This is a genomic window from Streptosporangiales bacterium (genome assembly GCA_009379955.1).
Lineage (GTDB): Bacteria > Actinomycetota > Actinomycetes > Streptosporangiales > WHST01 > WHST01.
In genome coordinates this window covers 1-14,396 of record WHST01000044.1, presented here as the reverse complement: position 1 = coordinate 14,396, position 14,396 = coordinate 1, and the positions used below count along the sequence as shown (strand labels likewise).

13 protein-coding genes are annotated in these 14,396 nt (G+C 71.7%); 6 read left to right on the top strand and 7 right to left on the bottom strand.

Going from position 1 to position 14,396, the window contains the following annotated elements; translation table 11 throughout:
* The 4 genes from GEV10_14845 to GEV10_14830 all read right to left on the bottom strand — a co-directional run bounded on the left by GEV10_14845 (position 1) and on the right by GEV10_14830 (position 3,918).
* A complete protein-coding gene (locus GEV10_14845) occupies positions 1–1,023 on the bottom strand; it encodes an ABC transporter substrate-binding protein (protein MQA79733.1) in 1,023 nt (340 codons plus the stop codon).
* Complete coding sequence (locus GEV10_14840; protein MQA79732.1) at positions 1,020–1,892, bottom strand: ATP-binding cassette domain-containing protein; 873 nt, start codon at positions 1,890–1,892, stop codon at positions 1,020–1,022. Before GEV10_14840 ends, GEV10_14845 begins: the two co-directional genes overlap by 4 nt.
* A complete protein-coding gene (locus GEV10_14835) occupies positions 1,889–2,878 on the bottom strand; it encodes an iron chelate uptake ABC transporter family permease subunit (protein ID MQA79731.1) in 990 nt (329 codons plus the stop codon). The genes GEV10_14840 and GEV10_14835 overlap by 4 nt, the downstream gene beginning before the upstream one ends.
* A gap of 68 nt (positions 2,879–2,946) precedes the next feature.
* Positions 2,947–3,918, bottom strand: a complete 972-nt coding sequence (locus tag GEV10_14830; GenBank protein MQA79730.1) for an iron chelate uptake ABC transporter family permease subunit — start codon at positions 3,916–3,918, stop codon at positions 2,947–2,949.
* A gap of 293 nt (positions 3,919–4,211) precedes the next feature.
* On the opposite strand from GEV10_14830, the gene GEV10_14825 reads away from it, so the two are divergent.
* Together GEV10_14825 and GEV10_14820 are read left to right on the top strand one after the other, a co-directional pair.
* The gene (locus GEV10_14825; protein MQA79729.1) at positions 4,212–5,219 is read left to right on the top strand and encodes a hypothetical protein; all 1,008 of its coding nucleotides are present in this window, start codon (positions 4,212–4,214) and stop codon (positions 5,217–5,219) included.
* Positions 5,220–5,233: 14 nt separating this feature from the next.
* Complete coding sequence (locus GEV10_14820; GenBank protein ID MQA79728.1) at positions 5,234–6,085, top strand: alpha/beta fold hydrolase; 852 nt, start codon at positions 5,234–5,236, stop codon at positions 6,083–6,085.
* Between the two features lie 62 nt (positions 6,086–6,147).
* Here the strand turns inward: GEV10_14820 and GEV10_14815 are convergent, their stop codons facing one another.
* Both GEV10_14815 and GEV10_14810 read right to left on the bottom strand, forming a co-directional pair.
* Positions 6,148–7,143 carry a hypothetical protein gene (locus GEV10_14815; GenBank protein MQA79727.1) on the bottom strand — a complete coding sequence of 332 codons (996 nt, stop codon included), beginning with the start codon at positions 7,141–7,143 and terminating at the stop codon, positions 6,148–6,150.
* A 39-nt stretch (positions 7,144–7,182) separates the two neighbouring features.
* A complete protein-coding gene (locus GEV10_14810) occupies positions 7,183–9,912 on the bottom strand; it encodes a hypothetical protein (GenBank protein MQA79726.1) in 2,730 nt (909 codons plus the stop codon).
* A 69-nt stretch (positions 9,913–9,981) separates the two neighbouring features.
* Between GEV10_14810 and GEV10_14805 the strand changes: the two genes are divergently transcribed.
* From GEV10_14805 to GEV10_14795, 3 genes are all read left to right on the top strand, one after another.
* A complete protein-coding gene (locus GEV10_14805) occupies positions 9,982–10,167 on the top strand; it encodes a hypothetical protein (protein ID MQA79725.1) in 186 nt (61 codons plus the stop codon).
* Between the two features lie 402 nt (positions 10,168–10,569).
* Positions 10,570–12,054, top strand: coding sequence for a hypothetical protein (locus GEV10_14800; GenBank protein MQA79724.1), 1,485 nt, complete (start codon positions 10,570–10,572; stop codon positions 12,052–12,054).
* A 95-nt stretch (positions 12,055–12,149) separates the two neighbouring features.
* Positions 12,150–13,040, top strand: a complete 891-nt coding sequence (locus GEV10_14795; GenBank protein MQA79723.1) for a phosphatase PAP2 family protein — start codon at positions 12,150–12,152, stop codon at positions 13,038–13,040.
* Here the strand turns inward: GEV10_14795 and GEV10_14790 are convergent.
* Entirely contained in the window at positions 13,000–13,728 is a 729-nt protein-coding gene (locus GEV10_14790; GenBank protein MQA79722.1) for a MerR family transcriptional regulator, read from the bottom strand. The genes GEV10_14795 and GEV10_14790 overlap by 41 nt on opposite strands.
* A 63-nt stretch (positions 13,729–13,791) precedes the next feature.
* On the opposite strand from GEV10_14790, the gene GEV10_14785 reads away from it, so the two are divergent.
* Entirely contained in the window at positions 13,792–14,256 is a 465-nt protein-coding gene (locus tag GEV10_14785) for a hypothetical protein (GenBank protein ID MQA79721.1), read from the top strand.
* Positions 14,257–14,396 lie beyond the last annotated feature (140 nt).

The following is a 14,396-nucleotide window of genomic DNA, read 5'->3' as shown; positions in this document are numbered from 1 at the left end:
TCACCCACCCGCGGTCGCGGCGACATCGGTCAGCACCGTGTCGAGACGGGTGATCAGCTCGAGCGCGGTGCCGAGTGACGCCGCGCCGGACGGCACGGGATAGACCTGACCCGCGCGCACCGCCGGCAGGCGGCGCCACAACGCGTTACGGGTCAACGGCTTGTTGTCGGGTGCCTCGGTGACACCGTCCGGGCCTGCCGGGATCACGAGGACGTCGGACCGCTCCAGGACTCCGATGCGCTCCATCGAGTACTCCTGGGTGGGGTCCTTCTGTGACGCCGACGGCTCGGCCAATCGGACCCCGCAGTCCACCAGCACCTTGGTGTCGGTCCACTTCTCTCCCAGCGTCCAGAACGTGGAGTCGGAGGCCGTCTGGGCGAAGGTGAACGTGTGGCTGTCGAGGACGTCGGCGTGCTTGGTCTTGATCTCCCCGTACCGCTTCCGGTAGGTGGCGAGCAGCGCGTCGGCCTCGGTCTTGCGGCCGAGCACGTCGCCGACCCTGCTGGTCACCTCGGTGAGGCTGAGCCGCTGGAAGCTGACCACGACGGTCGGTGCGATGCCGGTCAGCTGCCGGTAGAGGGCGTCCGCGGTGTCGATGGTTCGGAGGATGAGGTCGGGGTTCGTCCCGGCGACCTTCTCCGGGTCCGGTGTCGTGAAGTCACCGACGGTCGGCACCTTGGCGAGCTTGGGTGCGTACGTCGGTCCGGTGTCCTGGTAGCCGGAGCCCGACACGGCGACCGGCACGAGGCCGAGGTCGATCACCGCGAAGGCGCCGAAGAAGTCCGCGCAGGCGACCCGCGCGACCTTGACCGGCACGCCGACCCGACCCTTGTCGGTCCGTACCTGCCGCTCGGTCGCTCGACTGCCGCCGTCGTCGGACTCGCCGCAGGCGCCGAGCAGCGTGATCGTGGCGAGTCCGGCGCCGCCGGCGAGGAAGCCGCGCCGGTCGACGGCGTCGTACGGCACGAGCCGCTCCGGGAGAGGGCGTCGGGTGGGTTCTCTGGTGATCGTCGGTGCAGTCACTCTGACCTCGTTCCATGGTTCGGGCTCGGGGGTGCGAAGGCATCGGTGGGGTCGGGAGAGCCGCCGTGATGGCGACCGAAGGGGACGACGAGAGGGCCGCCGGAGACCGGATCGGTGATGACCTGACTGTCCAGTGCGAACACCTCGGCCACCAGCCGTTCGGTGATCACGTCGGCCGGCCGGCCGGTCGACACGATCCCGCCGTCCTTCATGACGAGCAGGTGGTCGGCGTACCGGCACGCGAGGTTGAGGTCGTGCAGCACCATGACGATCGTGGCGCCGCTCGCGCGGTTCAGGTCGGTGAGCAGGTCGAGGATCTCGATCTGATGGGTGACGTCGAGGTAGGTGGTCGGCTCGTCCAGCAACAAGATGCCGGTGTGCTGCGCGAGTGCCATCGCGATCCAGGCCCGCTGCCGCTGGCCACCGGACAGCTGGTCGACGAGGCGGTCGGCCAGTGCCAGCGTGTCGGTGGCCCGCATGGCGTCGGCCACCGCCGCGTCGTCGGCCGGGCTCCAGCGCCGCAGCCAGCCGCGGTAGGGGTGCCGTCCCTGACCGACCAGGTCGGTGACCGTCACGCTCTCGGGTGCGACCGGATGCTGCGGCAGGATCCCGAGCCTCGTCGCCACCTGCCTGGTCGGCATGGTGCTGATGGCCCGGCCGTCCAGGAGCACCGCACCGGAGGACGGCGTGAGCAACCGGGCCATGCCACGGAGGAGGGTCGACTTCCCGCAGGCGTTCGGGCCGACGATGGCGACGAGTCGCCCGCGCGGGATCCCCGCCGACAGCCGGTCGACCACGGGACGGCCTTCGTAGCCGAGCGACACCTCGTCGATCTCGAGTTCGCCGGGACCTTCGCGACGGCCGTTCATCCGGTGGATCCGATCCGGTGGGTGGTGGCGACCAGCCACAGGAGATAGGGGGCGCCGAGTACGCCGGTGACCACGCCGACGGGGAGCGTGACGGCGCCGAGCACCCGTTGAGCCACGAGGTCCGAGCCGAGCAGGACGACCGCGCCGACCAGGGCCGCCGGCACCAGGGCCGGCCCGCCTCTGCCGACCAGCCGTCGCGCGACGGGGGCGGACATGAACGCGACGAAGGCGACCGGGCCGGCGGCCGCGGTGGCGAAGGCCGCGAGCGCGACGGCGACGAGGACCAGCCCCAGCCTGCTCCGTTCGACCCCGACGCCGAGCCCTCTGGCGGTCTCGTCACCGAACTGCAGGGGCCGTAGCGCGGCGGCGAGCACCAGCGCGGCCGGCACCAGCACGACCAGCGCCAGGACCAGGGGTCGCACGTCGGTCCAGGTCCGTGCGGCGAGGCTCCCGGTCAGCCAGACCAGTGCCTGCTGCGCGTCGCGCACCTGCGAGCGGGTCATCACGTACGACACGACGCTCGAGAGCACCGCGGACACCCCGATGCCGACGATCACCAGCCGATGACCGCTGACCCCTCGGCGCCAGGCCAGCAGGTAGATGAGGAAGGCGGTGCCGAAGGCTCCGCACAGAGCGCTGACCGTCACGGCGACGCCCGACCCACCGACGACCAGGAGGCACATCACGGCCGCGACGCTGGCGCCCATCGTGATGCCGAGGATGTCGGGACTCGCCAGCGGGTTGCGGATGAGGCTCTGGAAGATCCCACCGGACAGGCCGAACGCCGCCCCGGCCAGCACCCCGGTCAGCGCCCGCGGCTCGCGCACCTCCCGCACGATGTACTCCACCGACGGTGCGCCGCGACCGAGGAACGCGAGCCACACGTCCGTCACGGTGACCGACACACTCCCTGCGAGGAGTGCCACGGCGAGCAGTGCGAGCACGATCCCCGTCAGGGCCAGGACCACGGTCCGGGACCTGGCCAGGTCCCCGTGGCGTACGGCGGCGACGACGTCCGTGGCCGACCGCTCGTCGTCTCGTCGACGCGTGGCGGTCACGACCGGACCAGCTTCCCGCGTCGCACCAGGAGGACGAGGACGGGCGCGCCGACGACCGCGGTGACCACGCCCACCTGGACCTCGCCGGGTGGCGCGACGACCCGACCGATGACGTCGGCGGACAGGAGGAGCGCAGGAGCGAGCACCGCCGAGTAGGGCAGGATCCAGCGATAGTCCGGCCCGGCGATCAGCCGTGCCGCATGTGGCACGGCGAGGCCGACGAAGGCGAGCGGCCCGGCGATCGCCGTGGCCGTGCCGCAGAGGAGGACGACGGCGACCGCGGCGATGCCCTGCGCCACGCCGAGGTTCACGCCGAGCCCGCGGGCCACGTCGTCGCCGAGGGCGAGCACGTTGAGCAGCCGACGGCTGATCAGGGCCAGCAGCCCACCGACGACGAGGAACGGCACGGCCTGCGCGGACAGGCCGAGACTCCGGTTGGCCAGCGAGCCGACCTGCCAGAACCGGAACTGGTCGAAGACCTCGGTGCGGGTGAGCAGGACGGCCGTGGTCAGCGAACCGAACGCGGTGCTGACGGCCGCGCCGGCCAGGACGAGCTTGACCGGCGTCGCACCGCTCCCGCCGAGCGATGCGACCCGGTGCACGAGCAGGGCGGCGAGCGCCGCGCCGGCGAAGCCGAACCACAGGTAGCCGTCGAACGTGGTGACGTCGAACACGCCGATGCCGCACATCATCGCCAGCGACGCGCCCGCATTCACGCCCAGGATTCCCGGATCGGCCAGTGGGTTGCGCGCCAGGCCCTGCATGACGGCGCCGGCGAGTCCGAGCGCGGCGCCCGCGAGCAGACCCACGACGATCCTGGGCAGTCGCATGGTGGCGACGATCAGCTGGTCGGCGTTCGTGTCGTCGTAACGGACCACGGTCTCCCACACGGCCCGCAGGGGCACCGGGTCGGACCCGACCCAGACGCCCAGCACGCTCAACGCGGTCAGGACGCCGAGCGCGGCCAGGAGGCCGGCGCCACGAGCCACGTTCCGAGCCGCGGCCGGCCGGGCACCGTCACCCGCACGTGCCTCGACCGCCGACTCGGCCACCACGACCCGCTCTCACCAGGGAAATTGAGGTAAGGCTACCCTAAGTGGATTGGTCGGACCGACCATGGACCCTGGCTGCTGGTCATACTGGAGAGGTGGGCGACAACGACGTTGGGCCGGCACGTCGGCCCGGCGCCACTTCGCCGCCCGGACGGAAACGCGGCGGATCCACGTACACGTCGGCCAGGCGCCGCCGTGAACGAGAACTGTTGGCCAGGGCGCCGGGTCGCGCCGCACGTGCACGGCTCGAGGCACGCATCGCGCGTGAACGCGCCGAGCGGCGGCGCGACCTCCGCAAGGCGGTGGTCGTCGTCTCCCTCCTGATCGCCTACTACGTCGCGGGAATGCTGTGCTTCGGCTTCCTCCCGCCCGGGCTTGAGCCGTTGCGGGAACGGCCCGCCCGTCCCGGCGAGCACGTGGAACGGCTCGCGGTCTCGATGCATGTCGGTGCGAACGGCGTCGCCTCGGTACGCGAGGTGTTCGAGTACGACTTCGGCAGCCGACCGGCGCGGGGATTCACCAGGAGCCTGCTGGAGTCGTACGACAGGTCGGCCGTCGGGCGCGGCACGTCCGGGATCGAGGTCGACGCACCCGCCGGCGCGCGCACGAGCGTGCGTGAGCGCAACGAGCGCGGTGTGCTCGGTGACCGGCACATGGTCGTGCGGGTGGCCGCACCCGAGGGTGGCTGGACCGGCCGGCAGCGGTTCGCGTTCGAGTACCGCATGCGCACGCCGGGATTCGGCCACGGGTTCGTGCTGGACGCCGTGTCGCCGTCCTGGCCCGGCCGGGTCGACCGGTTGGAGGCGACGGTGACCAGCGACGTCGCGATGTCCGGTGTCGCGTGCACCTGGAGCGAGCGCGACACGCCCTGTGCGGCGCGGATGCACGGGTCGCGACATGTGACGGTCGTCAAGACGTCCGTCCCGAGCGACGAGGGTGTCTCCGTGACGGGCTCGTTCGCGGGACAGAGAGTCGAGACACCCGGCGGCAAGAAGAGCGCCGGTCGCACCCTCCTGTTCGTCGGTCTCCCGTTCCTCGGCTTCGTGGCGTGGCCGTTGGTGGTGATGCTCGTCCACGAGCTCGTCGGGGGGCGGTCGGGCGGCGGGACGCGGGGCGGTGGGAGTCAGGGCGGCGGACGTGACCGGCCGGACGGCCAGCTGGACGTCGGCGGGACCGGCTCGACGGGGAGCGGCGCGGGCGGTGTCGGCGGCTACTGAACCCGAGGAGAATCATGACCGAGTTCCTGACGATCGACGGCGGACAGCTCGCGTACGACGTGACCGGCGACGGCCCGCTGATCGTGCTCGCCCACGGCATGGGCGACAACAGGGCGGCCTATCGCGACGTTGCCGCCCGACTCGCGACGGGCGGATTCCGGGTCGCCAGCACGGATCTGCGTGGTCACGGCGAGTCCAGTACTGGCTGGGCGTCCTACACGCGCACCGACACGGCAGGCGACCTGCTCGCCGTGATCGACGACCTCGGCGGCCCTGCCGTCATCGTGGGTCACTCGTTCGCCGGCGGCTCCGCCACCATCGCGGCGGCGCGGAGACCCGAGCTCGTCACCGCCATCGTCGAGATCAGCCCCTTCACCCGCCCGCAGAAGATCGAGCTGGGTGCTCTGGTGTCCAACGCCCGCTACCGGAAGGGCATGGCCCTGCTCATGGGTACCGGCGTGCTGCGCAGCCTCGGACTGTGGAAGCGCTACCTCGACCATGCCTACCCGGGGACGAAGCCCACCGGTTTCGCCGACCATGTCGCCGCTCTCGACGTTGACCTGCGCAGGCCGGGCCGGATGGCCGTCGTCAGCAGGATGGGCATGTCCGCGCCCACCGATGCCGGTGCCGAGCTCGCCGACATCGTGTGCCCCGCTCTGGTCATCGAGGGCACGCTCGACCCCGACTGGGCCGACCCCGGGGCCGAGGGTGCGGCCGTCGTGGCGGGCATGCCCGAAGGTCTCGGCTCGCTCGAGATGATCGAGGGCGCGGGCCACTACGCTCATGCGCAGTACCCCGCCGAGGTCACCACCGCGATCCTTGCCTTCCTCGAAGCTGGCGAAGGAGGCGGCGCGAGCCTCGTGTGAAGGGCACCTCGCTGCTGTCATGGCGACATCGAGGTGCCGGTGACACAGCGGGATGGTCCGGGTCAGCTGCCGATCTGGCCGCCGGTCGAGGCGAGCGGACGGGCAGCGCGCCCCGATCGCGACGCGATCACCTCGGCGACGACGGACACCGCCGTCTCGGCGGGGGAGCGTGCGCCGAGGTCGAGCCCGACCGGGGCGTGCAGCGCGGTGAGGTCGTCGGCGGTCAACCCGGTGGCGAGCAGGCGTTCCCGGCGGGTGGCCTGGGTGGTGCGCGAGCCGAGCGCGCCGAGGAACCCGCGACCGTGACCGACGCCGTCGACCAGCAGGGCGTCGAAGTCGGGTGAGTGGTCGAGCAGCACCAGGACGTCGGCGTGGGAGAACGCGGCGACGGCGTCGCGGGCGTCCGCGAGAGCCGTCACGACGCGAGCGTGCCAGCCGAGCACGTGCGCCTGCGCGACCAGCGCATCACCGATGGCTCCCGCGCCCACCACGAGGACCGTCGGCACCGGGACCCAGATGTCGAGCAGCACGTCGACGCCCGCGGCGGTGAGCCGGTCGGTCGCGGTGGCACCGCGACGCAGCAGGCGTTCCGCGGCCTGGCAGGCCGCGTCGTCGACCTCCGCCGCACCGAGGGTGCCGTGGCGCTCCTCGCCCGGCGTCCACGAGACGACGAGCTGTCGACCGCCGTCGACGGTGCTCGCGAGCGCCACCGGATACCCCGCCTCCAGGGCGTCGCCCAGTGCCGCCGCCCGGTCGCGTGGCAGGGGATGCGCGAGCAGGTGGGCGTGGCCGGCGCACCCGAGGCCGGCGGCGACGGCGGCGTCCTCGGTGACGTCGGTGCGCGTCGTGCCCGGTGCCGAGGCCGCGGACGCGGTCAGCGGGATCGCGACGGTGTCGACCGCGCCGCGCAACAGGCGCCCGGCGACATCGCCGCCGCCGGTGCCGGCGAGCAGCTGCCCTGCCTCGACCGTGCCGAACCCATGCCGGTCGAGCACCCGGACGACGCCGACCCCCTCGTCCGCCCAGCTCCGAATGGCCGTACCGAGGTCGCGTAGCACGTCGCGCTCATCCACCCGACAAGCGTACGTCCCGCGTCCCTACTCGTCGGTCAGGTCGGACCAGAAGGCGGCCTGGCCCATCAGCGTCCACTCACGCTCCGCGTCGCCGCGGGAGAACGGGTTCGTCGCGAAGGCGACATAGCGGCTCCCTGCGGTGGTCTGCCCGTGCGCGATCACCGGCGCTCCCGCCGCCTCCTCCTGCCGGTCGCGCCACAGGCCGGCGACGAACATGTCGGTGGTGTCGTCGAGGTAGCGCCCGTCGACCGTGGCGGCGGCCGGCACCGACGAGAAGTACGTGACGTTCGTCGGCAGGTAGAGGAAGTCCTCACTCGGGTAGCCCCCGGTGAGTGGTCCGCCGGACCCGGTGTTGGCCCAGCGGGCGATACCGCCGCCGGCCGGCTGGCTTGCTTGCGTCAGGGCTCCGTCGATCAGCGCGGGGTCGGCGTTGTTGAGGAAGGCGAAGTTGTTCGCCGACTGGCTCGTGCCGATGTACCCGCCGCCCCGCTCGAAGAACGCCTGCAGCCGGGTGCGGGCGGTGTCGTTCTCCGCCGCCGGGTAGTTCTGGCCGGCGTTGTAGACGACGTCGAAGTCGCGCAGCGGGTCGTCCGGAGCGTTCTGGAGCGAGTCGTCGCCGGCCGCGACGGACACGAACTCGGCGTCGTCGCCGAAGATCCGCTGCAGCGACCAGAGCGTGTCATTCATGGCGGGGGCCGCGCTGTCCACGAGCACCGCGATGCGCGGCACGCCGGACAGGTTCGACGTCTCCGGCTTATTGCCCTTCCCGCGCTCGAAGTAGAAGCCGGCTTTCATGCCCGCGGCCCGCAGTGCCGTGACCGCCTTGTGCCCACTCGGGAAGATCAGCGACCCGGCCGGCATGGTCCCCGCGCTCGCGCTGGTGAACTCCTCCTCGGCCACTCCGCCGTCCACGCCGTCGCGCAGTACGTCGAGGACGGCGCGCACCTCCGACGGTCCACGCGGTGTCACCGCGTACCAGTCGGCGTGACCACCGCCGCGGACGCCGCCGGTCAGCCGGTTCGTCGAGGACACGCGGACGGTGCGCGGGTCGAACGTGGAGTCCCCGCGGGGGATCTCGACGACGTCCGCGCCCCAGATGTGACCGGGGCTCCAGGCGCCGGGCGGCGCGTAGAGGCGCGCGATGCGGTCCGAGATGTCCTGGCCCGCGCCGAGCGTGGTGAGCGCCAGCCCGCGTAGCGGCTGGTCCATCCACACGACGTAGGAACGTGCGGGGAACGTCGTGTCGCCCCACTCGAAGTCCCTCGTCGTCTCGGTGACGCGGACCCCGTTGTCGAGCAGCCACCGGGTCAGCCGGTTGGCCTCGGCGTCGCTTCGCTGGGCGTCGTGACCGCGCGAGCGTCCCGCCGGCGCGCGGTCGAACGGGATCACGTAGGCCTTGGGGTACTCGACCGTCCAGTTGTGCTCGGCCTCGGTGAAGCCGCGGTCGGCGACGAGCGGGTCGTCACAGCAGTCGACACGCTCGGCGTCGGCGAGACCCCTGCGGAACATCTCGACCTGGTCGTTCAGCAGGGCGTTGCGGTGCGCGGTCCAGAACCGGGCGGAGGAGTAGAACGCCACGTACTGCATGCGCTTCGAGCCGAACCGCCCGTCGCAACCGGGACCGCTGTCGCACATCTCCACGGTCTGGATGTCGACGGCCCAGGTGGACGCGTGGCCCGCGGTGTAGAACGGCCCCCAGTCGTCCCAACCCTCGGCGTAGGCGGGCCCGACCGGCGGCGGCTCGGACTCGGCGTTCGCGTTCCAGTCGTTGACCTGACGGATGACGTCCATGCCGATCGCGGTGAGGTCCTTGTCGTTCTCGTCGACCCGCCGCTGGTTCCACTTGAGGATGAGGTCGTACTCGTAGCCCGGGTTGTGTGGCTTGGTCATCGACTGGATCATGTTCGTGTACCCGTGCATGGTGAGCCCGACGGGTGGCAGCCACTTCAGCATGTTCGTGATGCTCGCGCGTATCTCCGGCTGCCCCTGTACGAGGAGATCCCGGTTCATGTCGAAGCCGTTGGCGTTCGCGCGCGTGCCGGCGTACCGGCCGTCCGGATTGATCGTGGGGTGCACGACGAGGAACGCGTGGTCGAGGAGGGTGTCGACCATCGGGTCGGTGCCGCGCGGTGTCGTCACGAGGTCGCGGATCACCTGCATCGCCGCGTCGGTGCCCTCCTCCTCGTTCCCGTGGATGTTGGCCTCGACGACGATCGGGATCTTGACGTCAGGGCCCCAGTCGGCGAGCAGCGACTGCGCACGCTTCGGGTCGGTCGTCATGACCGAGCGCAGCTGGACCCAGCGCCGGTAGTCGCGTCGCTGCTGCGGCGTCTCGCTGGCGTTGACCACGACGCCGTACAGGTCGCGGTCCTGGACGGACCTCCCGATGACCGAGTACGACATCCGGTCCGGGACGCCGGCCCGGCGTGCCTCCGTCGTGAACCGGTCCAGTGTGCACCTGACGGCGGCGCCGGGCATGAGGGCGAGGGGCGGACCCTGCTGGTCCGCGATGCTCGACCCGGCGGCCGGTGGCTCGCACCATTCCTCGCCGTACGTGGGTCCGAGCCCGGCCGAGAGGGGGTTGCCGTCCCACGGAGCCGTCGTCTGCGCGCTGACGCTCGGGGGTGCCTGCAGCGCGAACCCCGAGACGGCGAGGGCCACCGCTGCCGTGAGCGACACCCACGTCCGCACCGGCCTGGTCGAGCTGCCTGCGAGCCTGCGCTGTCTGGGTTCCACGGGGACACGTCCGGTCATAGGAGCGACATGACCTGGAGCTCCGGGTCCCCTCGGAACTCCGACTGCTGATGGAGAGGAGTATCGCGGTTGCGCGCGACGGGGGTCAAGATTCTCCTTCGCGCCGCGTCCCCTCCCGGCCGTTCCCCTGGGCGGCGAGGTGCTCGTCGGCCTGTCGTGCCAGGTCGTCGACGCCGTCCTGCAGGGCCACGCGATAGCCGACGAAGAAGCGGTTGGCCAGTGCCACCGCCCAGCGTCCCTGCCGGGCGACATTGAAGACGCGGTGCACCAGCCGCACCTCGGATCCCGTCTGCTCGGCCGTGTACTCGCCCCGGTACCACCAGCCGCCCTGCATGCCGAGCATCCCCGGGGCGTGGGCGACTCCGCGTCCTGCCCCCGGTCCGTCGTCGGGAGGCATCTCGCCCCAGCCGAGCGCACGCCCGAGCCAGCCCTCGTCGATCAGGCCGTGCAGCTCGTCGAGCGTGGCGCGCACTGGTGCGGACACCTCGAACAGCAGCCGGCGCTGCCCGCCACTCATGACCGCGCTCCCGACCAACGGGCGGCGTCGTCTCCGCTGGGCATGGGGCGTCCCTCCAGGTCTTCGCGTCCACTTCCCACGGTGAGTACGTCCTGCCCACGGCGCATGCGCCGTGGGAACGACGGCTTCACCCACTAAACATGATCATTCGCGCCGGGGGCATGATCTGGGGCATGTCGATGGGTGCCTTGGCGTGGGTGACGCGACGCTCGGGCGTCTTCTGGCTCGCCGTCGTCGCGGCCGGGTTCGCCGTGACGCAGGTGGCGCTCATCCCGCTCGACGTGTTCCAGAGCTGGGACGAGGTCGTCTACGTCAGCCAGTTCTCGCAGCACGCACCGGACCTCACGCCGTCGCCGCATCGCGCACCCGGCATGGCGTTCCTGCTCGCACCCGTCACGGCCGTGACGTCCTCGTTCACCGTGATCCGTGGCTACCTGACCGTGGTGAGCGCTCTCGGCCTCTTCCTGGCGTTCCGGCCCTGGCTGGCGGTGGACGCGCGCGTCGCGCCGCTCGCGGCCCTGCTGTTCGCCTTCTCGAGCGAGGTTCTCCTGATCGCCCACCTCGCCCTGCCGAACCTGTACACCGCCCTCACGGCCGTCGCCACCGTCGCGTTCTTCGTGCGCGCGGTGGAGGGGGCAGGGGAGTGGCGGGCGCTGGTCGGCGTGGCGGGCTCGCTCGGATTGATGTCGCTCGTGCGGCCGACCGATGCCGTGTTCCTCGCCGTTCCGCTGTTCGCCGCGTGTGTCGTGGTACGTCGGTGGCGGCGGGTGGGGCCGCCGGTCGCGGTGCTGGCCGGGCTCGGCATCGGCGGCGTCGCCTGGCTGGTCGAGGCGCTCGTGCGCTTCGGCGGTCCGGTCACGCGGCTGGCGGGCATGCAGACCATCACCGACGCCGGGAGCGACCCGCTCGTGTCCCAGTGGGCGGCGAGCATCGCGGCCCAGGCCGCCACGGCGCCGCTGCCGACGCTCGCCCTCGGCGTGGGGTGGGCGGCCGCGGTGGTGGTGACGGTCGCGGTCGTCCGTGGCGTGTGCGGGGGCTGGCCGAGGCCCGTCTGGGTGCTGACACTGGTCGCGTCCGCCGGGCTCATCCTTCCGTACTTCCTGCTGCTCTCGTACGCCTCCGACCGGTACCTGCTGCCCGCACAGTGCGTGCTCGTCGTGGTGGCCGCCGCGGCGCTGGTGCGGCTCGTCAGGTCGTCGGTCGGCAGCAGGAGGAACGTGGTCGCGGGTGCGGCAGCCATCGCGGTCCTCCTGTACACCGGCGTCCAGGTGGTCGCCGCGTTCGACAGGGCGCCCGGCTCCCTGGCGGTACGGCAGGCGCGGCAGGGCTACGCGGAGCGCATCGGCGAGCACGGCATCTCGCCGCCCTGTGTCGTCTCCGGCTACCAGGCACCGGCCCTCGCCTACGCCCTCGGCTGCGAGGCCGGCGACAACCTCTCGGCGCTGGCCAGCGCGAACTGGCAACGGGAGTTCCGGCGGGACCAGCGCAGAGCGCAGCGGGAGGACGCCCGGTTCGTGACGGTGCTGTTCGGCGAGCGACCACCCGACGGTGTGGCCGGCTGGCCGCGCATCCGGTTGAACGAAGAAGCGCCTATCTACGCATATTTCGCACCATCCCGGCCCTGAACATGCCGCTCGGACGAGGTCGTTATCGCCTCGTGAGCACGAAAGTGGGGGTGACCTGCAAGCGCGGTCCGGGTGGGCGTTTACCCTGAGGTCTCATGTCGGTAGTCGAAGCGCACTCGGTCGATAGCGAGATCAGCCAGACGGCGGACTCGCCCGGCGCCGATGCGAGGCCCTCACGGCTGCGGCGGCTCGCTGGTCGCGCGGCCTCGTTGCCCGTGCTCGTGGTGGCGTTCGTCGTCGTCACCGTGCTCGCCAGCGGCCCGCTGCGCGAGCTCGACAAGCTACTGGACTTCCAGTGGATCCGGTGGTACGCGCCGTCCCTGCGCCCGTTCTTCCAGGAGGTCCTCGACCGCATCGCCGGTCAGGCCGTCGTCCTTCCCGTCCTCGCCGCGGTCGCGATCCCGCTGGCGTGGCGGCGACGCTCCTGGCGGCCGATCCTCGCCGGTTTCGCGGCGGAGGTCGGGTTCCTCGGCGTCATCGGGCTGATGAAGATCGGGTTCGCCCGGCCGGCGCCGCAGCTGAACGACCCGTCGTTCTTCCAGGGCGGCCTCTTCAGCCAGGGTTGGCACGGCATCAGCTATCCCTCCGGGCACGCCGCGGAGTCCGTGATCTTCTACGGCCTCGCCGTGTGCCTCATCGCGAAGTACAGCTCGGCGTCGAGGCGGCTCGTCACGTTGCTGGGCTTCTGCGCGGCTCTGATCACGCTCAACGCGGTGTTCACGTCATTCGTCCTCGGCTGGCACTGGGTGACCGACCTCGTCGGAGGTGTCGTCGCGGGCGGTGTGGTGCTGCGGATCATCGTGCGGGCCGAGGCGGCCCTGCCTGACCGGTTCCTGCCGGTGGGCAGACCGCTGCTGCCGGTGTCACGCGCCCGGGAGGTCCGAGCGGCAAGGCAGCTGCCGGTCGCGGCGTCCTGGGTCTCACGCCGCACGCACGGCGGCGACGTCACCGAGGCGGATTCGCCCCGAGCGCGATTACGGCACTGAGGGCGGCGGCGGCGTCGAGAAGGGCATGGGAGCGGGCCGCGATGCTCGCGTCCCGGGCCGCCAGCGCGGCTGCGACGTCCCCCGACCGGTGCCCGCGCGGGAGGTCCGGCATCAGGGCCCGGAGGGTGTCGATTCGGTACCCGGCACCGCGTAGCTGGTGGACGATCCGCGCGTCCCTGACGTCGGCGGGTGCGTACTGTCGCGTTCCCCGCGTCGAGACGCGGTCGGGAACGACCAGTCCCTCGGCGTCCCAGTGCCGCAACGTCGATGTGCGCACGCCGAGCGCGGCGGCGAGCTCGGACACGCTCATCGAGTCCCGCGCGCGTACGTCGTCGATCGGCTCCGCGGTGATCGCCTCGGCGGCCCGCACGGCGAGTGCGAGGTCCGTTCGCTCGCGGTCGAGTCGGGCGTGTGCCGCGTCGAGGAGGGCAAGTACCTCAGGCGCCGGGCACTCGTGTACCGCTCGAACGATCCGCTTGGCCTCGACCGGGCCCGCGCCGGCTGCCAGCGCCCGGTAGGCCTGCGCGGAACGCAGGTGGATCTCCTCGTACCTGCGGTAGCCCGCTGCCGTGCGCGTCGCCGTCGGCAGCACCCCGTCGCGCTCGAGGTTGCGCACCTGCTGTACGGAGTACCCGGCGCGTCGCGCGACGTCGACCGTGCGCATGGTCGACGAGTTGAGAGTCGACACCCCTGACGCTCCCGTCCGCGGACCCGAAGTCTCCACAAGCACCTTAATGAAACGCTGGAGTGCATGACCATCGACGAGATCATCGACTTCGTGGCAGCCCTCGACGGAGTGCTGATCGTCAGGCCGGGGCCCGGCGACGGCTCACCCGAGGTCAGCTGGGGCGACACGTTCTTCTACTACGCTCCCGATGGCGTCATGCCGGAAGCGACTCAGCCGTTCGCGACGATCGTGACGAAGAACTACCCGGGCGACGAGACGTCGGGCCTGGACCGCCCGGCCGCGTTCCGCGTCAACGTCGCCGCCGGGAAGGAGTCCTTCGTTCGCTGGACAGGCCACGTGCCGCGCGCACGAACCGATGACACCGTCGACACCGGTGCCGTCGACGCTGTCATCGCCCATCCCGTCTACGGCTCCCTCGGCTGGCTCGCGGTGGTGAACCCCGGCCGGCGTACCGACGGGTCGACCCGAGAGCTGCTCGGAAAGGCCCACCACCTCGCCCGCGCGCGCTACGAGCGCCGCGCCGGGTGACCTAGTAGTACTTTGTTATGTCGAGTCTGCGGGGGTGGGTGGGCGTGGCAGGACGGGTTGCAGGCAGAGACGGCAAGCGCCGGTCCAGACGCCGAGTAGGGCCTGGAGTTCGCGGAGGACGGCGTAAAGAGTCAGGCCGG